The sequence below is a fragment of the Deltaproteobacteria bacterium RIFCSPHIGHO2_02_FULL_44_16 genome (genome assembly GCA_001798185.1).
Lineage (GTDB): Bacteria > UBA10199 > UBA10199 > 2-02-FULL-44-16 > 2-02-FULL-44-16 > 2-02-FULL-44-16.
Window position 1 is genome coordinate 1 of record MGRM01000020.1, and the last position, 20674, is coordinate 20674.

General features: G+C 44.0%; 18 protein-coding genes, 1 tRNA gene, 1 rRNA gene and 1 other RNA gene. 10 read left to right on the forward strand and 11 right to left on the reverse strand.

The annotated features are described in order from the left end of the window. The 8 genes from A3C46_00600 to A3C46_00635 form a co-directional block, all read right to left on the reverse strand. Positions 1 to 414: ribosomal RNA gene (locus tag A3C46_00600) — 16S ribosomal RNA — on the reverse strand; the annotation flags it as partial. 393 nt (positions 415 to 807) lie between these two features. Next, complete coding sequence (locus A3C46_00605) at positions 808 to 2007, reverse strand: tyrosine--tRNA ligase (protein ID OGQ21996.1); 1200 nt, start codon at positions 2005 to 2007, stop codon at positions 808 to 810. Then, positions 1988 to 2788 carry a metallophosphoesterase gene (locus A3C46_00610; GenBank protein ID OGQ21997.1) on the reverse strand — a complete coding sequence of 267 codons (801 nt, stop codon included), beginning with the start codon at positions 2786 to 2788 and terminating at the stop codon, positions 1988 to 1990. The genes A3C46_00605 and A3C46_00610 overlap by 20 nt, the downstream gene beginning before the upstream one ends. A gap of 1 nt (position 2789) precedes the next feature. After that, positions 2790 to 4352: a ribonuclease Y gene (locus A3C46_00615; protein ID OGQ22047.1), complete on the reverse strand. Its 1563-nt coding sequence runs from the start codon at positions 4350 to 4352 to the stop codon at positions 2790 to 2792. Between the two features lie 240 nt (positions 4353 to 4592). Continuing rightward, positions 4593 to 4811, reverse strand: a non-coding RNA gene (gene ssrS, locus A3C46_00620) — 6S RNA. A gap of 8 nt (positions 4812 to 4819) precedes the next feature. Then, positions 4820 to 5167 (reverse strand): hypothetical protein, encoded by a 348-nt coding sequence (locus A3C46_00625; protein OGQ21998.1) that lies wholly within the window; start codon positions 5165 to 5167, stop codon positions 4820 to 4822. 1 nt (position 5168) lies between these two features. Continuing rightward, positions 5169 to 7091 (reverse strand): ribonuclease R, encoded by a 1923-nt coding sequence (locus A3C46_00630; GenBank protein OGQ21999.1) that lies wholly within the window; start codon positions 7089 to 7091, stop codon positions 5169 to 5171. Continuing rightward, positions 7088 to 7597 (reverse strand): hypothetical protein, encoded by a 510-nt coding sequence (locus A3C46_00635; GenBank protein OGQ22000.1) that lies wholly within the window; start codon positions 7595 to 7597, stop codon positions 7088 to 7090. Before A3C46_00635 ends, A3C46_00630 begins: the two co-directional genes overlap by 4 nt. A 117-nt stretch (positions 7598 to 7714) precedes the next feature. Here A3C46_00635 and A3C46_00640 point away from each other — a divergent pair, with 117 nt between their 5' ends. Together A3C46_00640 and A3C46_00645 are read left to right on the forward strand one after the other, a co-directional pair. After that, positions 7715 to 10189, forward strand: a complete 2475-nt coding sequence (locus tag A3C46_00640; protein ID OGQ22001.1) for a sodium-translocating pyrophosphatase — start codon at positions 7715 to 7717, stop codon at positions 10187 to 10189. 14 nt (positions 10190 to 10203) lie between these two features. Beyond that, positions 10204 to 11211: a hopanoid biosynthesis associated radical SAM protein HpnH gene (locus A3C46_00645; protein ID OGQ22002.1), complete on the forward strand. Its 1008-nt coding sequence runs from the start codon at positions 10204 to 10206 to the stop codon at positions 11209 to 11211. On the opposite strand, the gene A3C46_00650 is transcribed toward A3C46_00645, so the two are convergent. Continuing rightward, positions 11192 to 11470, reverse strand: a complete 279-nt coding sequence (locus A3C46_00650) for a hypothetical protein (protein ID OGQ22003.1) — start codon at positions 11468 to 11470, stop codon at positions 11192 to 11194. The genes A3C46_00645 and A3C46_00650 overlap by 20 nt on opposite strands. Beyond that, entirely contained in the window at positions 11467 to 11841 is a 375-nt protein-coding gene (locus A3C46_00655) for a hypothetical protein (protein ID OGQ22004.1), read from the reverse strand. The genes A3C46_00650 and A3C46_00655 overlap by 4 nt, the downstream gene beginning before the upstream one ends. A 335-nt stretch (positions 11842 to 12176) precedes the next feature. On the opposite strand from A3C46_00655, the gene A3C46_00660 reads away from it, so the two are divergent. The 5 genes from A3C46_00660 (at position 12177) to A3C46_00680 (ending at position 17079) form a co-directional block, all read left to right on the forward strand. Next, positions 12177 to 12401: a hypothetical protein gene (locus A3C46_00660; protein ID OGQ22005.1), complete on the forward strand. Its 225-nt coding sequence runs from the start codon at positions 12177 to 12179 to the stop codon at positions 12399 to 12401. After that, positions 12388 to 12648, forward strand: coding sequence for a hypothetical protein (locus A3C46_00665; protein OGQ22006.1), 261 nt, complete (start codon positions 12388 to 12390; stop codon positions 12646 to 12648). Before A3C46_00660 ends, A3C46_00665 begins: the two co-directional genes overlap by 14 nt. A gap of 249 nt (positions 12649 to 12897) precedes the next feature. Further along, positions 12898 to 12980: transfer RNA gene (locus A3C46_00670), tRNA-Leu, on the forward strand. Between the two features lie 142 nt (positions 12981 to 13122). Then, entirely contained in the window at positions 13123 to 15819 is a 2697-nt protein-coding gene (locus A3C46_00675; GenBank protein ID OGQ22007.1) for a hypothetical protein, read from the forward strand. 72 nt (positions 15820 to 15891) lie between these two features. Beyond that, positions 15892 to 17079, forward strand: coding sequence for a hypothetical protein (locus A3C46_00680; GenBank protein OGQ22008.1), 1188 nt, complete (start codon positions 15892 to 15894; stop codon positions 17077 to 17079). Here A3C46_00680 and A3C46_00685 read toward each other — a convergent pair. Next, entirely contained in the window at positions 17071 to 17535 is a 465-nt protein-coding gene (locus A3C46_00685; protein OGQ22048.1) for a hypothetical protein, read from the reverse strand. The two genes, A3C46_00680 and A3C46_00685, sit on opposite strands and share 9 nt — an antisense overlap. Positions 17536 to 17966: 431 nt before the next feature. Between A3C46_00685 and A3C46_00690 the strand changes: the two genes are divergently transcribed. The 3 genes from A3C46_00690 (at position 17967) to A3C46_00700 (ending at position 20601) form a co-directional block, all read left to right on the forward strand. Then, positions 17967 to 18488, forward strand: a complete 522-nt coding sequence (locus tag A3C46_00690) for a hypothetical protein (GenBank protein OGQ22009.1) — start codon at positions 17967 to 17969, stop codon at positions 18486 to 18488. A gap of 11 nt (positions 18489 to 18499) precedes the next feature. Then, a complete protein-coding gene (locus tag A3C46_00695; GenBank protein ID OGQ22010.1) occupies positions 18500 to 19756 on the forward strand; it encodes a glutamyl-tRNA reductase in 1257 nt (418 codons plus the stop codon). A gap of 68 nt (positions 19757 to 19824) precedes the next feature. Beyond that, a complete protein-coding gene (locus tag A3C46_00700) occupies positions 19825 to 20601 on the forward strand; it encodes a hypothetical protein (GenBank protein OGQ22011.1) in 777 nt (258 codons plus the stop codon). The last annotated feature ends 73 nt before the right edge of the window (positions 20602 to 20674 follow it).

A 20674-nucleotide genomic window follows, 5' to 3' on the forward strand; every position in this document is an offset into this window, starting at 1 on the left:
CACGCGGCGTTGCTGCGTCAGGCTTTCGCCCATTGCGCAATATTCCCCACTGCTGCCTCCCGTAGGAGTCTGGACCGTGTTTCAGTTCCAGTGTGGCTGATCATCCTCTCAGATCAGCTAGCCATCGAAGCCTTGGTAGGCCATTACCCTACCAACTAGCTAATGGCACGCAGGCCCATCCCTTACCGATAACTTCCAAGGAGAGGTCACCTTTCCCCATACACCATATGGTGCATGGACGTATGCGGTATTAGCCCCGGTTTCCCGAGGTTATTCCACAGTAAAGGGGAGGTTACCCACGCGTTACTCACCCGTGCGCCACTCCCTGCACCTTGCGGTGCAGGGCGTTCGACTTGCATGTGTTAGGCACGCCGCCAGCGTTCGTTCTGAGCCAGAATCAAACTCTCAAGTTAAACTTTAAATATGCAAAGCTACTGTTACTTGCCTTGCACTTTTTTTATATGACAAGATTGTCATTCCTAAAAAGGAATGACCCCGCTCAACACAATTAAAAAATTGAGACGCTATTCAGTTTTCAAAGAGCAGGCAGAACAAAAACATTCCTCATGACGATCTCCCGCCATGAGAGATATAGATAATTCAGCAAAAAAACTTTTCAATAATTCACTCTTCGGAGGACTATCCCCGCAAGGGAGGTCGTTTCTATAAAAAAAGCGATAAGACTGTCAACAGCATTCTTCTCGAAATTTCACTTTTTTCTTTTATTCTTCGCACCTCAAACAACATTCCAAGTTATCTTGAAAAATCAGTCCTTTAAAAACCAATTCTGAACTGATGTTTTATCCTTTAGGAAGAGACGTTCACACGCACAAATTGGCGTTTTCCGACTTGAACCACATGTTCTCCTGAAGGGAGCTTTAAATGAGCATCTTTTATCTTTTCCTCGTTCACTCGAATGCCCCCTTGCGCAATAAGCCGTCGACATTCACTTCCACTTTTGACGACTCCCTCCTCCACCAACCATTTATAAAGCGGAGTTTCTTTCTGAATAGAAATTGCGAGCATTTCCTCTGGATTTTTCTTTTGGGAAAAAATGCGCTCAAATTCTTTATGTGCATCAGCAGCAGATTGTTGATGGTGAAAACGAGTTACCATTTCAGATGCGAGATTTATTTTTACTTGCTTGGGATGCAGTGTTCCCTCTTGAACCTCTTTTTTCATACGCTCAATCATACTGAAATCTTTTTCTGAAAGAAGCTTATAATACTCCCACATCTGATCATCAGAAAGTGACATTACTTTTCCAAACATTTCACGCGGAGTGTCTGTGATGCCAATTGAATTTCCATAACTCTTACTCATTTTCTGAACACCATCAGTGCCTACGAGAAGCGGAACGGTGATCACAATCTGCGGTTCTTGACCTGCATCGCGCTGAAGCTCGCGTCCTAGAAGCAAATTAAAAATTTGATCTGTTCCTCCGAGTTCCACATCTGCTTTGAGTTCCACAGAATCTTGCGCTTGAAGAAGAGGATAAAGAAATTCATGAAGTGAAATTGAAGATTGTGCAGTATATCTTTTTTTAAAATCATCGCGCTCTAACATACGAGCAACCGTCGCATGCGCAGACAATCGAACAACGTCAACAGCACTCATCTTTCCAAGCCATTCAGAATTAAAACAAACTTTCGTTTTTTTCTTTTCTAAAATTTTAAATGCTTGATCCGTATATGTCTTACTGTTCTCTCGAATCTCTTTTTCAGTCAGATGTGGTCTTGCTTCATTTCTACCGGATGGATCTCCAATACGCGCGGTAAAATCTCCGACGACAAAAACCACACGATGACCGAAATCTTGAAATTGTTTTAGTTTCTGCATCACCACCGTATGACCGAGATGCAGGTCTGGTGATGTGGGATCAAATCCTGCTTTGATTGTCAGCGGCTTTCCTCGATTCAACTTTTTGAGAAGTTCTTCCTCATTGATGAAATCTACTGTTGCTCGTTTGATCAGCGCAATCTGCTCTTCAAAAGTTTTTTTCGACATATTCGCGTATCCTTACAATGGAAAAAGTTTTTCCTGACCGTTCATCAATGTCGAGCAAAATTCCTTCGAGTCGCACATCACCTTCCGCAACTTCATATCGACTTTTTTTGCCTGTCAGAAATCTTTCAAGCGCAATATCTTTATCGAGACCAACAACTGAAGCATGTGGCCCCGTCATCCCGAGATCAGAAATATATGCCATTCCTTTGGGCATGATCTGTTCATCCGCCGTTTGAACGTGTGTATGCGTCCCCCACAACGCAGATACTCGACCATCAAGATACCACGCAAGCGCGCGTTTTTCACTTGTCGCTTCAGCATGAAAATCGACCACAATACAGGAAGTTTTTTCTTTGAGAGCAGGAAGAAGTTGATCTATGGCTTGAAAAGGATCACCCACTTCAGCCCCCTTTCCTTCCATGAAAACTCTTCCTTGAAGTGAAATGACCGCAAGTTTTGGCCCCTTTCTGGTCGTGAAGAGAAACCAACCTTTTCCCGGAAGATTCGCTTTTACATTTTCCGGACGTAAAAGGGGGCCAGATTCGAGTGAAGGATAAATACTTTGATGCTCGAGCGTATGATTCCCAGCCGTTAACACATCGACATTATTTTTCAAAATCGCCTCTGCAATGTCAGGCGTAAGACCTCTCCCGTGCGCTGCATTCTCTGCATTGGCAACAACGACATCGACCTGATGCCGATCGATAAGCTGCGGCACCAGAGTTTGAATCGCTTTTCGACCAGGTTTTCCAAAAATATCACCAATTGCTAAAATTCTCATGTTACTTGGCGTACTCAGTTGACCGGATCTCACGAATGACCGTTACCTTGATTTGCCCTGGATAGGTCATCTCTTCTTCGATTTTTTTTGCAATATCTTTACACAACACAAGAGACTCAGCATCATTGAGCTGTTCATTTTGCACCATGACTCGAATTTCGCGTCCCGCTTGAATGGCGTACGCTTTTTCAACTCCTTTAAATGAAGTGGAAATACGCTCAAGTTCTTCAATGCGTTTGACATACGCTTCAAGCACTTCTCGACGCGCACCCGGACGCGCACCTGAAAGTGCGTCAGCTGCATCAACTAATAAATCAAGCGCTGTCTCTTGCGGAATATCTTCATGATGCGCACCGACCGCGTGATAAATATCAGATGCCTCGCCATATTTTTTGCAATACTCCATTCCCACAAGCGCGTGGCCACCTTCTGCTTCATGTGATACTGCTTTGCCGATATCATGCAAAAGGGCTGCGCGCTTTGCTGTTTGTTGATTCAGTCCAAGTTCAGCAGCCATCATGCCGCAGATATGAGCAACTTCAATGGAGTGCTGTAAAATATTTTGCGCATAACTAAAGCGATATTTTAAAGCCCCCAACAATTTCATTAATTCCAGATGCATATTCGTGATATTGAGATCGAGGCAAACTTTTTCTCCTGTTTCTTTCATCGAAGTTTCAACTTCTTTGGTCACCTTCGCAACCATCTCTTCAATACGCGTTGGGTGAATACGACCATCGGCAATGAGATTTACCAGAGTAAGTCGCGCAATTTCTCGACGCACAGGATTAAATCCGGAAATAATGACAGCCTCAGGAGTATCATCGATCATAATATCAACACCAGTCGCTGCTTCAAGGGCCCGGATATTACGCCCTTCACGACCAATGATTCTTCCTTTCATCTCATCGTTTGGGAGTTGGACAACGGAGACTGTTCGTTCCGCACTATATTCAGAAGCAAGACGTTCAATCGCAATTGAGATAATATGTTTCGCTTTTTTATCAGCATCCTCTTTTACCTGCTGTTCGATTTCCTGAATCCTCTTCGCAGCATCTCTCTTCACTTCCTCAAGCAACGCATCTTTTAATTCTCGTTTTGCATCTTCAGCTGAAAGACCACTGACACGTTCAAGAGATTTTTTGATTTCAGAAACAAGATCGGCATAACGTTTTTCAAGACCTTCGGCGTGACGTTGCCGATCCGTAAGAGACTGTTCCTTAGATTTGAGTTCATCTCCCTTTTTTTCCAATGTCTCAAAACGTTTCTCCAGTGCATCTTCTTTTGTTTGAAGACGTTTTTCAGTTTGATGAAACTCTTCTTGTCGACGCTGCATCTCTCGCTCAAGAACTTCTTTGGCTTTCAGCTGCGCCTCTTTCGCTTCAAGCTCAGCCTCTTTTCGAATCGAGTCAGCTTTGGCACCGGCATCTTTTAAAATTTCTTCTACTCTCTGTTTGGCATCATGAAGTTTTGTTTTGCCAATCCGATTTCGGAAAAAGATTCCAAGACCAACGCCAATACCCAACGATGCTATAAAAACGATTGCAACGATCCAAAGTTCAATCATCACCATGCCTCCTTGTGGACGTAAAAATAAATTTTCGGGGAATGTGGATCTGATAATGCGTTAAGCGGGCAAAACAAAAATCACCTTCTGAAATCTTAACACTGAGGTAGTGTTTGTTTCATGTGCCACTTACGCAATCTTAATTCTATACACTCAAAAAGAATCATGGAGAACTTAAGCTCTCATCATTTCATCATCCAGGTTCACCCGTACTACGAACGCATCATCTGATAAAAAAAAACCCCCGTCAAGGCCGTGTGGCATCACCATTTTGAACCCTGAAAATCAGGTGGGAATCATATTGCTGCTTCAGGCTTCCCCCGCACCATAAACTCTAAGAGCACTCTCTTAGAGTCAACGGCACAGGGGCATGCTCACCACAACAAGAGACAATCCCCAAACGGTGCCTGTAGGTTCTAAATGAAAAAACACCAAACTCGTACCTCACAGGGGCTTTTTTTCAATTAGAGCTGAAGATCAATGAGCTCAATCAAATCTTGAATCTTCTTTTCCATCTCTTTGATTTTTATCTCTTTTTCTTCTCTATAACGGAGATATTCATCCGTAATATTCATGGCTCCCAAAATAGCAACATTCGTTGAAGCAACCGATTTCGTACTTTGAAGCACTTCATTAATTCGATCATTTACAAAATTGGCAACACGCGAAACATAATCTTCAGTTGACGCACTCCGAACTTGAAGTTTCTGTCCCATAATCGAAACTTCAATCGGTTTGCGAATAGCAGGTCGCTTTAACTCGTCTCTTTTTAGTTCATCCATAAAAGCATGATAGAAGTGGTAGTTTGCCAAGTCAAGTAGGAAGGAGAGAGAAAACAATTTCTCGCTTCACCACATCGACGGTTTGAATTTTAATTTTTATTCGATCCCCGATACGAAAACGGTTTTCCGGCCTTTTTCCATGAAGAACCATCCCCTTTTCATCAAAGACATAATGGTCTCCACGAAGTGATTGAAGAGGAACTAATCCCTCAACAAAGTACGCGATCAATTGAACAAAAAAACCGAACTTCGTGATATGAGAAACAACTCCTTCAAATTCTTCTCCAACGCGCTCGCGCATAAAAAAGGAGGCGTAGAGCTTTGCTGACTCTCGTTCTGCCTCCATTGAAACTCGCTCACGCTGAGATGCCTGCACTGAAGTTTCATGAAGAATGATATCAGGTATGCGAGTCGGTTTTGGTTCTGAAAATTTGAGCCCTTTTTTTAAGAGTCGATGAATCACTACATCGGGATATCGTCGAATCGGAGAAGTAAAATGACAATAGCATGAAGAGGCAAGCCCAAAGTGCCCACGATTTTCGTGACTGTAGACCGCCTTTGCCATCGAACGAAGAAGTTGATGATTGACCATTCGCTCTTCTGGCTTTCCTCGCAATGCTTCGACAATTTTTGCGAGACTCATCGGCGAAACACTCTTCTCCAAAAAGAAACGGTATCCTAAATTATGAAGCAGAATGGAAAACTCCCGAAGTTTTCTGGGCTCGGGAGCTTCATGAATGCGATAAATACACCCCTGTCTCTTTTCGGTTAAAAATTCTGCAACAGCTTCATTCGCAGCGATCATAAATTCTTCGATCATCATATGACCAATATGCCGCTCAGCTTTGACAATTTCTTCAATGGCACCTTGAAGATCGAGAACAATTTCTGGTTCTGGCAAATCAAAATCAATGGATCCGCGCTTCAGCCGTTTCCGACGCAGTCGTTCAAAACATGCTTTCATCGTTTCGAGGGGATCGATAAGGTCGCCGACTGCATCTCGTGCTGATTTTTTCTTCTCCAAAAAAATGCGCTTGATATCCGTATAGGTCATGCGACGGCGACTACGAATCACACTCACACTAAATGCGCGATCGACGACTTCACCCTGTTCATTAATATCCATTCTTGCAGTCATCGTCAGACGATCTTCGTTCGCTCTCAGACTACACAAATCATTCGAAAGTTTTTCCGGAAGCATCGGAAGACACGTTCCAGGAAGATAGACCGAGGTGGCACGTTTATAGGCTTCGTGATCCAGATCCGTCCCGGGGAGAACAAAATGGGAAACGTCAGCGATGGAAACCCAGAGTCGAATAATGTTGTCATTGATCCACTCCGCAGTCACCGCATCATCAAAGTCTTTGGCAGTCTCACCATCAATCGTCACAAAAGGGAGATGGCGTAAATCTTCTCTCCCTTCCAGATGACGCGGAAGCATTTTCTTCTCTTCTGCTTCATGCGTTACCTTCTGCGGAAACTCTCGAGGAAGTTGATGTCGCACAATCACGGCGAGAAGTTCGGTGGCAAGCCCACCGCGCTCACCCAAAACTTCGACAACTTCCCCTTCCATGGTCTGTTTCTCATCGGGATATCGCGTAATGCGAACAATGACATTTTCTCCGTGATGCGCACCATTTACTTTTTCGTGTGCAATAAGAATTTGATGCTGAACACGTTCATCGCTTGAAATGGCTCGATACGATTTCCCAACTTTCTCAAGACGTGCAATAAGTTGATGAACTCGCCGCTCCACAACAGCAACGATTTTCCCTTCTTGCTTTCCTTTATACGTTTGAAGTTCTACTTCGACGAGATCCGTATGAAGAGCACCGCCCACATACCTCGCAGGGATAAAAATATCGTCTTGATCCTTATCGACATTCATCGGTTCGACAAAACCATAGCCATCACGATGAAGTCGGAGAATGCCTTGAAGCTGCGCTTTTTTCATTTCCTCCTCATTGCTTGAAAGCGTTTTTCTTTCCATTCAAGACGATGCATCCGTCGTTCTTTCCCTTCTCGAAATCGTCGTTTCTCTACTTCTGTTTCTGGAATAACTGGCGGAACTGGTGTGGGCTTTCCTTTTTCATCAAGCGCTACAAAAGTGAGATAAGCAGCTGCGGTATGTTTGATCACGCCGGTACGTGGATTTTCCGCCTCCACTCGAACACCGACTTCAAGAGAAGTGGTGTGCGTCACATTGACCGAAGCCTTCAAGGTCACAATATCGCCGAGATAAACAGGATGCAAAAAGTGGAGCTCATCCATCGAAGCCGTGACACAGATGCGACGCGTATGGCGACTCGCACAAACTGCAGCCGCAAGATCGATCCACGCCATAATGGATCCGCCAAAAATAGTGCCGAGAGAGTTCGTATCTGCAGGTTGGACAAAGTGGGTCGCCTCTACATGTGAGGTTTTCACTGACTTGCCTTGAAGGGGTTTCAATTTTTTCACGCGGATGAATGTGGCACATTTATTTTATGACAGCAAGCCTACTTCCAATCCTTGACGAATAAGATAATTTTGGTAGTAGACACACTTCACAATGACCTTGGGATAAGGAGAGATATTATGTTGAAAAGATTTTTCGTAGGGTGTGCTTCGCTCAGTTTATTCTTCCTCTCATCATCTGCCTTCGCCGGTGAAGCCAATATTCAAATTCCCGATTTAACGCTCGCCAACTTTGTGATTTTTGGCAAAAACGTGACGGGACTGTCGCTTATGTACTGGGGACTTGTCGTTTGTGTGATTGGAGTTATTTTCGGATTCGTGAAATATATGAAAACGAAGGCGCTTCCTGTTCACTCTTCCATGGAAGAAGTTTCCAATACGATTTGGGAAACCTGTAAAACCTATCTCATACAACAGGGGAAATTTTTAGGACTCTTATGGCTCCTCGTTGCCGCGTGCATAGCGTATTACTTCTATAGCCTGCAACATTCATCTGTTTCCAGTACGCTGGTGATTTTGGCATCTTCAATTCTCGGCATCGCCGGTTCTTACGGAGTCGCGTGGTTTGGTATTCGCATTAATACCCGAGCCAACTCCCGCACTGCGTTTGCGGCCCTTGCAAAAAATCCGATGGAAGTTTTTACAATTCCCTTGCAGTCGGGAATGAGCGTCGGACTTCTTCTGGTCAGCGTTGAACTTTTCTTTATGATTTGCATTCTTACCCTTCTCCCTTCGGATTTGGCGGGGCCTTGTTTCATCGGGTTCGCCATTGGAGAATCGTTAGGAGCCAGCGTGCTTCGTATCTGCGGAGGTATTTTTACGAAAATTGCTGACATCGGTTCAGACCTCATGAAGATTGTGTTTCATCTTCCTGAAGATGATCCAAAAAATCCAGGAGTCATTGCGGATTGTACCGGAGACAATGCTGGAGATAGCGTTGGTCCAACAGCCGATGGGTTTGAAACATACGGCGTCACGGGCGTTGCCCTCATTGCTTTTCTTGCCTTAGTTTTGGTGTTGAAACCAGAAGTGTGCGGACACCTTATCATTTGGATTTTCGCAATGCGAATTTTGATGGTTCTCACCTCCCTTATTTCCTATTACGTGAATCAAAAAATAAGTAATGATGTGTACGGAGAGAAAAAAGATTTCAATCTCGAAGCTCCTCTCACCCATCTCGTTTGGATCACGTCAGGAGTTTCTATTGCGGTCACGTTTGGCGCAAGTTACCTTCTTTTAGCAAGCTATGGAAGTCTCTGGTGGGTTCTCTCCGCAATTATCAGCTGCGGAACTGCAGCAGGCGCTCTCATCCCAGAGTTTACAAAAGTTTTCACGAGCACTCATTCAGCACACGTAAAAGAGGTTGTGAATGCTTCACGTCAAGGAGGCGCTTCTCTCAATATTCTTTCAGGACTCGTTGCCGGAAATTTTTCTGCATTCTGGCAAGGTTTCTTGATTCTCATTCTCATGTTCATTGCCTCTATGTTTTCGCAAAATGAATCGCTGATGTCGCTCATGCCGTCTGAGTATCCTTTTGCAGCGCCGATCTTTGCCTTTGGACTCGTGGCATTCGGTTTCTTAGGGATGGGACCAGTCACCATTGCGGTCGATAGTTTTGGACCAGTGACCGACAACGCTCAGTCGGTTTACGAACTCTCTCTCATTGAAAAACGCCCTCAGATTAAAGAAGAGATTCGGAAACAATTTGGATTTGAACCGAACTTCGCGCATGCAAAACATATCCTCGAAAAAGGAGATGGAGCTGGCAACACCTTCAAAGCAACGGCAAAGCCGATGCTCATTGGAACTGCGGTGGTAGGAGCAACGACCATGGTCTTCGGGATTATTTTATTACTCGAACATATGTTTGGAAATGTTGTCGTTCGACTCAGTCTTGTTCAACCTGAAGTCATGTTAGGTCTTTTGATGGGTGGCGCTGTGGTCTATTGGTTTACAGGAGCCTCCATGCAAGCTGTCGTGACCGGAGCCTATCGCGCTGTTGTTTATATCAAAGAGAATATCAAACTCGATGGACATCATTCCGCTTCCATTGAAGACAGCAAAAAAGTGGTCGAAATTTGTACCGTCTACGCGCAAAAAGGGATGATCAATATCTTCATTGTTATTTTCTCAATGGCGCTTTCACTCGCCTTCTTTGATCCTTACTTTTTTATCGGTTATCTCGTTGGCCTGGCGTTCTTCGGACTTTTTCAAGCCATCTTTATGGCGAACGCTGGTGGAGCCTGGGATAACGCCAAGAAAGTCGTGGAAGTCGATCTTCGTCAGAAAAATACACCGCTGCATGAAGCGTCTGTGGTGGGCGATACTGTGGGCGATCCCTTTAAGGATACTTCATCGGTCGCTTTAAATCCGGTGATTAAATTCACGACCTTGTTTGGACTGCTCGCAGTTGAAATTGCGGTCACCATGCCAGCATCAATTGTGAAAACTGCAATTGCCGTCGGTTTTCTCGCAATTGCCATCGCTTTCATTCTTCGTTCCTTCTATGGGATGCGCATTCCACAAGAGGCATCCAACGTTGCATTGACGACAGAAGAAGAGAGTCTTTCACTGAAAGCTCGTAAAAGCGCATAAATTTGGAGGAGTATATGGCAGTTCCTATTTCACAACAATGGACCGTCGCAACGTATGTGATTGCGCAAAAATTAAAACGTCGGAAGCGCTATCCTCTTGTGCTGATGCTCGAGCCTCTTTTTCGCTGTAATCTTGAATGCGCAGGCTGTGGCAAAATTCAATATCCAGAACATGTGCTGCAAAAAAGACTGACGCCTGAACAGTGTTTTCAAGCGGTCGAAGAATGCGGCGCTCCCATGGTCAGCATTCCTGGAGGAGAACCTCTTATTCATCCTGAAATAAAACAGATTGTCGAAGGGATGATTGAGCGAAAAAAATATATTTATCTCTGTACCAATGCGATTTTGCTGAAGAGAAAACTGAATCTTTTTACCCCAAGCAAATATCTCACTTTCAGCGTTCATCTTGATGGGCTTAAAGAAGAACACGATATGGCTGTTTGTCGTGACGGTGTTTTTGATCAAGCAGTTGAAGGGATCAAAGAAGCGGTCAAGCGAGGTTTTCGTGTCACGACCAACACCACCCTTTTTGATGGGGCAAATCCAGAACGTGTGCGAGCTTTTTTTGACTTTTGCATGGATGAACTGAAAGTCGAAGGAATGATCATGAGCCCTGGATACAGCTATCACAAAGCTCCCGATCAGGAACATTTTTTAAAACGACAAGAATCCTTCAAACTTTTTCAAAAGATTTTGAAAGATCGAAAGAAGTCATGGAAATTTAATCAGACTCCCCTCTTTCTGAAATTTCTTCAGGGAGACATTGAATATCAATGCACCCCATGGGGGAATCCTTGCTACAGCATCTTTGGATGGCAGAAGCCCTGTTATCTTTTGGGCGAAGGATATGCAAAAACTTTTCAAGAACTGATGGAAACCACAGATTGGGATAGCTATGGAACGGGCCGCAACGAAAAATGCGCTGATTGCATGGTCTCTTGTGGCTACGAACCGACAGCAGTCGATGACACTTTCAACGGCATTCGCGGTATGGTGAAAACAATCAGGGCAATGGCGTCATAGATATAAGTTCAGAACAATTTCTATATTCTCGCATCACTTCTCCAGCACTTTTGGCAGCCTTTCCCCTGATATCTCTTTGGGTAACATCTCCCTCTTCCAGATTTGCAATACAACGTTGAAGACAACGAAGCCAAATATGTTGAGGAAGCTCAACGGCTCCACAATTGAGACTTAAAAATACGATACATTGTATCTGACAAATTTTTTGTGCTTCTTCCTCGCATAGCGGTTCAATCGATTCAGATGGTTCCACATTCATTTTTTCAGCGAGCTCAAGGATTGCAACTTCTTGGGGTGAATAAACACGAATGAGCGACACGATAATTCCTTGAGCAGATGGAAATGAAAAAAGTGTGCTCGAATACCACTACTAAGAATAGCACCCAGACGAAACGAAGATTGAGTTGCTACAGCTGCTGCCTCCACTTCAGCGGCAATAGTAGCTCGTGCAAGCAGACCATTGCGCACTCCCAGGGCACTTCCACTGAGCCATCTGGCCGCTAATGACATCTCAACTTGAGAGACACCCACCTCTGCCACAACAATGGCCTGAGCGGTATTTGCAGTCACTGTCGGAAAGAGTTGAGTGACTCCCTTGACAACACCATTTACAAGCGGTTCTCCTGCCATAAGCCCTCCCTTTCCTGATGTTACTCTTATCGGGAGAGAGACTGAAAAGTTGCGCGGCTGAAAGTGAACGCTAAAGAAATGAGCTTAAAAGATTGAAGTTCATCGAATGAATCAATGCGATATTGGGCAGATGTTTTACGATGACCAAATAGGCGCCTTTGAGAACGCGATTAAACTCATCTGTCGTCATAGAAAAGGTAAATCCCATGGTGAACTCTCTTCTTTCTTCCAATGCCCTAACGTATTTTCGGTTGTAAAAGAAAAAAGTTGTTGACTATCTTTTTCTAGACAAAACTATCTTTATTATGGTAGCCTCCTATTGCATTGGAGGTTGTATGAGTCAAAGCCAGTTAGCAACCAAGATTGATTCGGACATTAAAAAAGCCCTTGAGACAGTATGCAAAGAGCGAGGGTATAAAATGAATCGCTTCATTGAAGAAGCTATTCTTGACAAATTAGAAGAGCTTGAAGATATCGAGGACATCAAATCGCTGCGCCGCGAACCGACTCGTCCGTTAAAAGAAATTCTGAAGGATTTAAAGGCGCATGGAAAAATATAATATTGAGCTTACCTATAGTGCAGAAAAAGCACTCTTCCAACTCTCAAAAGAACCAATTCAAAAGATCATGGCTGCTATCCAATCCTTGACAGAAAACCCTTACCCTGTTGGTTGCCGAAAGCTTTCCGGAGAAGATGGTATCTATAGAATCAGAGTTGGGACCTACCGCATCATTTACTCCATTCATAAAAAAGAAATCCTCATCAAGATCCTCAAGGTTGGTCATCGTAAAGAAATTTATCGCTAATTTCCAATTTTCTCTTGTCAACAAAATGCGAAAATGCATAGGAATCGCAAAACCCATAAAGGGGGAGGTGCTATGCGGCGCGAGATTGAAGAATTTGAAGTCGAGAAACCAGAAACCTGTCCCAATTGCGGATGCAGAGTTGGCAACTCTCAAGCATGCGACAATTGTGGAGCCGTCCTTTCCAAAGACGAAGACTTTGGAGATTTTGATCTGGACGAAGACACGAATGACAACTACTAGTGTTCACCTGCGAGGGTGGCGGAACTGGTAGACGCGCAAGATTCAGGATCTTGTGGTAAAGAGCCATGGGGGTTCGAGTCCCCCCTCTCGCACAGTGCAAACCCTCCTCAAAGTCCATATGCTTTGTTGATGTCGTTGACACTGCCTGCGTCGTACACCAAAGTACGACTCGGCAGGTCTCCTCCATCTGCCTCGCATCTGAATCTTTGATGAGCGTTCGCTGAAAGGAATATTTTGCAATTCTTTGAAACGATAAAACATTTTTTTTCGGGAAGTTATCATCTTTTCCGCATTCTTTTTTCTGCTCTGACTGGCATCTTTATTTTCTGTTTTGTCGCTTTTATCGTCATCTATTATGGTTTCGCTCGAGACCTTCCTGATATCAAAACCATCGAAGATTATCGCCCCCCTGTCATCAGCGAAGTTTTTGCGCATGATCAAACAAAGATCGGAGAATTTTGGACCGAATGCAGATTCTTTGTTCCTTATGAAAAGATTCCACGCCGTATTCTTCTCGCTTTTCTCGATTCAGAGGATGATCGTTTCTTTGAACATAGCGGGATCGATATGCGTGCTATTCTGCGCGCGTTTATTGCAAACCTCAGAGCAAAAGGGATCACACAAGGAGGAAGCACCATTACACAACAGGTCACTCGTTCTCTTCTCCTTTCGCGCGAACGTTCCTATAAACGAAAAATAAAAGAAGCGATCTTGGCGGTTCGTCTTGAACGTTCACTCACTAAAGAACAAATTTTAACGCTTTATCTCAATCAAATTTATTTAGGAAATCGAGCGTATGGTGTCGCGGCTGCCGCTCGAAATTATTTTCACAAATCTCTCGACGAACTAACGCTTGCTGAAATCTCTCTTATCGCTGGTCTTCCAACTGCTCCCACAAGCTATTCGCCTGTCAACAATCCTGCTGCTGCGCGAAAACGACAACTTCATGTGCTGGGTCGCATGCTGGAAAATAATCATATTTCAGAAGAACAGATGCAGCAGGCAATGAACGAACCCATTGCTCTGTTTGTCGCAGGAGTAGACAAAACATTTACGCATCCAAGCGCCGCATATTTTGTGGAGCATGTGCGAAGAGTGGTGAAGGAACAATATGGCGATGAAGCTCTCTATCATCGCGGACTCAAAATTTACACGACAGCTGATGTCTCATTTCAGGAAATAGCAACAAAAGCAGTCCGCCAAGGCGTACGAGATCTGGAAAAACGACAAGGTTATCGTGGACCACATGAGCACGTCGAAAAAGAACTGATCCCGGAACGCATTCAAAAAATTGAAACCGCACTCCGAAGAGAACAATTCGATCATATTATTCATTGGCCTCCGACAACCCTGCCGCGCGAAGAAAACGTTCTTCTCGAAGAAGAAAAACAATATGAAGCCGTGGTGACAGGTTTTGAAGGGAAAAATGTTCTGATACAAATTGGTCTCACCAAAGGAGTGATTCCTCATCGTGGTTATAAATGGGCACGCTCCTTTAATACAAAAACAGTAGGCTATGACGATGTCAATTATGTTTCGGAGCCGAGATATATTTTAAAAATCGGAGATGTTATTTTTGTCATGAAACAAGCTGATGGTTCCTTCTATCTTGTACAACCTTCAGAGACCCAAGGAGCTTTATTTGCGGTTGCGCCTGACACTGGTTTTGTTCGAGCGCTGGTAGGTGGAACTGATTTTGAAAAAAGTGAATTCAATCGCGCAACGCAATCTCTTCGTCAACCAGGATCAGCCTTCAAACCTTTTGTCTACGCAGCCGCTCTGGATAAAGGATATACGTTTGACACGATCATCGATGATGATCCCGTAGAATATCAGGTGGGCATCGACATGTTTTGGAGTCCGAAAAATTACGGCGATGAATACAATGGACCGATGTCGTTTCGTCAGGCGCTCATTCAATCTCGAAACATTCCCACGGTAAAACTCGCCTATGATATGGGAACTGACTACCTCACCGCCTATGTCCGAAAATTTGGAATAACGACACCCATTGATCGTTATCTCTCGATGGCTCTTGGAGCAAATGGCGTCTATCTTTCAGAAATCGTTCCCGCCTATGCCACTTTTGCTTCGCACGGCGCTTATCGCCCTCCTGTGTATATTACTCGTATTGAAGATGCGAAAGGCGAGATTCTTTATGAGCATCAATCACATCTTCTGCAAACCTCGCTTCCGAGAACTCCGGCATCAGAATCTGAGACAGATGAGAATGTTTCCGATGAAAAAATTGCAGAAACGAAAGAACAGTACACAGAAAAAGTAAAAGCAGCGATCACGCAAGTACAAGATTCTGATCTCAACACTCTTCTTTTCTTTCAAGAACAGCAAACCATCGAAAAAGAGGACCTCGTGTTGACGAATCTCGAATTGAAAACACTTTATGGGAATGCGATTCCACAAGGGCATGTGATTACTCCTCAAACTGCCGCTCTTATGATCGAACTCCTGAAAGGAGTCGTTCAATCGGGAACCGGTCAACGCGTCAGCAAACTCGGGCGTCCTGTGGCCGGAAAAACAGGGACCACGAACGACGAAAGTGATGCTTGGTTTGTCGGATTTATTCCCGATCTTGCAGTGGGGACATGGGTCGGATTTGATGCTCTCAAACCCATTGGAGAAAAAGAGACAGGAGGAAAAACAGCGGCTCCGATTTTCCTCTCTTTTATGGAAGCGGTCACCAAAGATACAGAACCAAAAGATTTTACTCTTCCCGAAAATTTTCCTCATGGAAACATCTCAGCACTTCCCGGTGGAAGCGCCCTTTTTGGCTCGCGTCCTCGAATGCATCTCCCAGGCGAGCGCGGTGGTTCTGATCGAGCTGATGAATTCTTTGAAGAAGACCTTGAAGAGCAAAATGACGTTACTGGCGTGAATCCTCCACCTTCTTCTGAAGCGACAAATCCGTTATAAATTCAAATCTTTCTCTCTTCATCTTTAAGAAATGCACGAAACTTTTTTTAAAATACAGCGATAGAGAGATGAATGACATCTCCCGATTCAAAAATTTCGCGAAAATCTCCCGATGACGGTCCGTATCTCGGTCTCACTCTTCATTCGAGTATTTTTGAACCGCTCGAAATTTCACAAGTGAGTGTTGGCGATATCGCCGTTCCCCTTTTAAGTGAACCGAATTTTGCTCTCTCCTTAAGTCGATCTGGACTCAGTCTGACCAACTTCATCGGTAATAAGCTCGCGGTTCACGAATCAGGACTTGGCCGCTTTTTTTCGAACATTGTGCCTCAGACAACTGCGGCAGTTTTAAACGCCTACTTCATGCATGAATCGGGTCACTTTCGTTTAATACAAAGTGACGCCACTCATTTTATTGAAGTTCCGGAAGATGTTCGATCATTTTGGAATGGAGTTAATGGTATCAATACGAATTCGTGGGCATCTGCGCAGGGACTACACTATCCCTATGAAGGAATCATGAACGATATAAGCTATATCATTCAAAAATTTGATCTTCCTTTTTATCACGCTATTTCTACAAAATTAACAGGCGGCGATGGCGATATCGCCGGTTATCTCGATTTTCGCCATGAGCTGGGAAGCGTCCATGAAGAATCGTGGCTCGGCGGGCTTTCACTCTGGATGCTTGTTGATCTCTATCCACACTTTGCGCGCGTCATGAAATATGCTTGGTCAGGCGAAAAACCTGAGAATCCCTATCAACCTGGCGATTGGACTCTCAAAACAAATGGCTATCTTTCAGCAAGTGGCCCACTTTATGGATTAAAATTTATGCTTTTTCTGCAAGGGCATTCACAGCTTCCCACGTATCTCGCGATCGAACCTTGGGTCTCTCCATCACATACGCATGTGAATCGAGATCAGAGCGAAGCGGTCTATCCTTTTGGTGTTAACATTGAAATGTATCGATTACCCCTTGGAGGAGGACTTGGTCCTTTCTCCATCGCTATGAGTTATGAACTGAATATTTCAGTACAACGACAAAATATCTGGTACCAACGTGAATACTTTGAAGATCAAATCGGTATTCTTCTCGGAGCAAGTGCAAGCTTTCATTTTCAAACAAAAAAATGGGAGCTTTTTGTCAGTGCGGGGTGCCGCGAAGATGGATTCTTATGGCAAGAATCGTTAGGCACTGGATGTTCAGGAACTGCCGGTTTCCTCGTCCACGTGGAGCCGAATCAAGACTCACAATGATGAAATGGTCACTGAGAGAATCTTGTCCCCACGCTCAATTTTTTCGGTCACCTGAAGCCCCTCAGTACAATAACCAAAGACCGTATATTGCCCATCTAAAAAGGAGGCATCACCGAGCGCAATGTAAAATTGGGAACCACTTGAGCGTTGCTCTGGATTGACTTCATTCGGAGTTCTCGCCCACGCAATCGCCCCCTTTTTATGCTTTAAATTAATTTCAGCCGGAATGGTATAACCAGGGCCGCCAGACCCGGTTGCTGTCGGATCGCCACCTTGAATGACAAAGTCAGGAACAACACGATGAAAGGCAAGTCCATTGTAAAAACCTCCATCGGCAAGAGATTTGAAATTTGTCACCGAAAGAGGCGCTACTTTTGCATCCAAGTTGCAAACAATTTTCCCTTTTGAAGTTTCAATCGTTGCCACATAATTTTTAGAAGGATCAACACTCGACACTTTTGGTTCTTGAAATGTTTTTGATGATGTTGTGGACACAACTTCCTCCTTGATTGGGGTTGAAATATTTTCTTTTAATTTTTGCGATGAACAGTAAGTTAAAAAAAGTAACAGAAAACTAGACGCAACAAAACGATTCATATTTTCTCCTTGATCTAAAAAAATTAATTGAAGAAGCAAAACAAAAGGTGCCTGACATCTTTTTGGCACGGTGTAAGTGCAAAAAAGTGTCTGGCACTGCTTTTGGTCTGCAACGATCGCCAAAAGAAGTGTCAGGCAGTTTCTTGCATAAACCCCATGCCAGAAATCTGCCAGACACCTTTTGGCTCTCTTCAAACCGCAGTTGATCAAACCGCAGTTGATATTGACGAATGGACGAAAGAAAGGCAAGTAAAGAACCCATTCAACCTTTCCTTAAAAAAGGAGAAAAAATGAAAACAATTTTTTTCATAACGGCAAGTTTCTCTCTACTTTTCAGCACCTCAGCACATGCAGATTGGGTTTCAACTCTTGGTAAATACGATTGTCTGGAAATAGAAAAATTTCAAGTCAATCGTGAAGATTTTTCAAACAGAGAGCGTGAACGAGCATCTGCCATTCCTGAAGAAACCCTTGATCAACTTCAACATGCAATTGTGGGAGAAGCGACACGAGAAAAAATTGTATCGCAAGTAAAAAAAGCTCCAGGGTGTAAGGGTGAGACCATTGTCTTTGGAGGTATTGTTACCGATTATAAACAGGGAAGCCGCGCTGCTCGAATTCTGGTTGGTCTTGGAGCAGGAAAACAAAAATTTCAGGTTGAATCGTATCTTAAAGATAAAAAAACAGACGAACCCCTCGCAAATAAACAAATTATCGATCGGAAAGTTGGTGGTTGGGCCGGAGGAGACGAAGCAAAAGGCCACCAGGATTTTGCAGAAAAAGTAACTACATTTATCAAAAAAGGGAAATAGGAGTTGAAAACGTGAAATTTATTGTCACGGGAGTTAATAATCGCTCTTTGCATCTTGCAAAGCGAGAAAAGTTTTATCTCCTTCCAGAAAAAAGAAGTGAAATTCTCACTCGTCTTGCTCGCTTTGATTCAGTTTCTGAACTCGTCGTCCTTTCAACCTGCAATCGCACTGAACTGTATGCCGTTGTTTCTTCTTCTGATACGTTTCACGATCTCCAAAAAGAACTTTCCCAGGCGCTTGATGTTGATACTCAGGTCATCTCTCAACATGGCTACTCTTTTGAAGGAGAAGAGGCGCTTCGTCATCTCATGCGTGTCTGCAGCAGTCTTGATTCCATGGTGCTTGGTGAAACGCAGGTGTATCGCCAGGTCAAAGAAGCATTTGAGTTTTCATTTCAAACCGAAAAAACAGGTCCCCTGTTGAACCAACTTTTTCATCATGCCTTCTCTACAGCAAAGCGAGTCAGAACTGAAACTGGAATTGGGGCTGGAAGCACCTCTATCAGTTCAACAGCAGTCGATTTTCTTGAGCTAAATGTATGCCTTCGCACACCACCACGTCTCTTAATTTTAGGGGCTGGCGAAGTTGCTGCTGATGCTGCAAAAAGTTTTGCGAAACGGAATCTCGGCACATTTGTCGTCGTCAACCGAGATGAAGCAAAAGCTCACACTTTAGCAGATGAACTTGGAGGAGAAGCAAAAGCCTTGGAACATCTTGAAGACGAGCTTGCAAAAGCACATGCACTTCTCACCTGCTGCCACACTCATCATCCAATCATCACTCCTTCTCACATTCTGAATGCGCTCAACACATCTGATCGCGGAACATTGACGATTATTGATCTTGGCGTTCCACGAAATGTCGATGAGGAGGTTCGAAATATTCCCGGAGTAAATCTTTATCATCTCGATGACTTGACAGAAATTGCGGAAAAAAATCGAAAGACTCGAGAAAGTGAATCCTCACAAGCTGAATTCATTGTGAGAGAAGAGGCAAAGAAAGGATCAGAGCTCCTTGATTCTCAGATAGAACCGACCATTGCAGGACTTATTCAAAAGTACGAAGGATTACGACAAAAAGAACTTTCAAAAGTTTTTACACGGATGCCGCATCTTTCAGAATCGGATCGAGAGCTGATTGATGCCTGCACGACATCGATTGTAACTAAAATTCTCCACGATCCCATCATCACTCTCAAAGAAAAAGACGATCTGCTTCTCTCCTTCCGCCAAATGTTTCGTTTGGATGTCAACAAATGCGACCTCTAGAACCTGTGTGTCATTGCGAGGACCCTGAGCAAAGTCGAAGGGGACGAAGCAATCTCCTGCAAACAGTGTTGTCGGGAGATCGCCACGCCCTTCGGGCTCGCGATGACACTCTTTGTAAACGCTTTCTAAAAAGTTATCCTCTTTTTCTTTTATTATTCTTTCTTCCCCTAAAACTCTTTGCACTCCCTCCAATACCACAAGGATTTGTGAATGATTTTGCTTCGGTTTTAACGCATGACGATCGAACTGTGCTTGAAAAAATTCTCACTACGTTTGAACAACAGACAAAGATTGAAATTGCTGTTGTCACCCTCTCTTCTCTTGAAGAGAGACCCATTGAAGATTATGCAGTGGAACTTTTCTCAACTTGGGGCATCGGCAAAAAAGGAAGCGACCGGGGTGTCCTTTTTGTCATCGTGCAGAAAGAGCGACAGCTCCGTTTTGAAATCGGCTATGGGCTTGAAGGAACCATCAATGATGCACTGGCAGGACGCATTTTGGATGAAGCCGTTCTTCCACGATTTCGAGAAGGAAACATCAGCGAAGGTATTGTTGCAGGAACCGTGACGCTTATTCAAACAATCGTTCAAAAAGAAAATATTCCGTTTGATATTTCGAATATATCGCAAGAGCTTACTCACCCTAGAAAAGAGGCGCAGCCTCTTCCCTGGTATTTGAAGGTACTTTTCTTTGTGGTTGCTGCTTATATTTTTATTCGTCATCCGTGGCTTTTCCTCTTTTTCTTCCGAGGTGGTCGTGGTGGCAGAGGTTTCGGCGGCGGCGGTGGTTTTGGAGGATTTGGAGGAGGGAGGTCAGGTGGTGGAGGGGCTTCGCGTAAGTGGTAGAGGACATCAAACTTGACACGGTGAGCAAAACAATTATGTCATTCCCGCGAAAGCGGGAATCCAGAAAAAAGAT

Bases quoted from the DNA above. Each gene is read 5' to 3' on its own strand.
- A3C46_00605 (OGQ21996.1), bottom strand. From the start codon at position 2,007: ATGTCGAAAAAAACTTTTGAAGAGCAGATTGCGCTGATCAAACGAGCA.
- A3C46_00610 (OGQ21997.1), bottom strand. From the start codon at position 2,788: ATGAGAATTTTAGCAATTGGTGATATTTTTGGAAAACCTGGTCGAAAA.
- A3C46_00630 (OGQ21999.1), bottom strand. From the start codon at position 7,091: ATGAAAAAAGCGCAGCTTCAAGGCATTCTCCGACTTCATCGTGATGGC.
- A3C46_00640 (OGQ22001.1), top strand. From the start codon at position 7,715: ATGTTGAAAAGATTTTTCGTAGGGTGTGCTTCGCTCAGTTTATTCTTC.
- A3C46_00645 (OGQ22002.1), top strand. From the start codon at position 10,204: ATGGCAGTTCCTATTTCACAACAATGGACCGTCGCAACGTATGTGATT.
- A3C46_00650 (OGQ22003.1), bottom strand. From the start codon at position 11,470: ATGAATGTGGAACCATCTGAATCGATTGAACCGCTATGCGAGGAAGAA.
- A3C46_00655 (OGQ22004.1), bottom strand. From the start codon at position 11,841: ATGGCAGGAGAACCGCTTGTAAATGGTGTTGTCAAGGGAGTCACTCAA.
- A3C46_00660 (OGQ22005.1), top strand. From the start codon at position 12,177: ATGAGTCAAAGCCAGTTAGCAACCAAGATTGATTCGGACATTAAAAAA.
- A3C46_00665 (OGQ22006.1), top strand. From the start codon at position 12,388: ATGGAAAAATATAATATTGAGCTTACCTATAGTGCAGAAAAAGCACTC.
- A3C46_00680 (OGQ22008.1), top strand. From the start codon at position 15,892: ATGACATCTCCCGATTCAAAAATTTCGCGAAAATCTCCCGATGACGGT.
- A3C46_00690 (OGQ22009.1), top strand. From the start codon at position 17,967: ATGAAAACAATTTTTTTCATAACGGCAAGTTTCTCTCTACTTTTCAGC.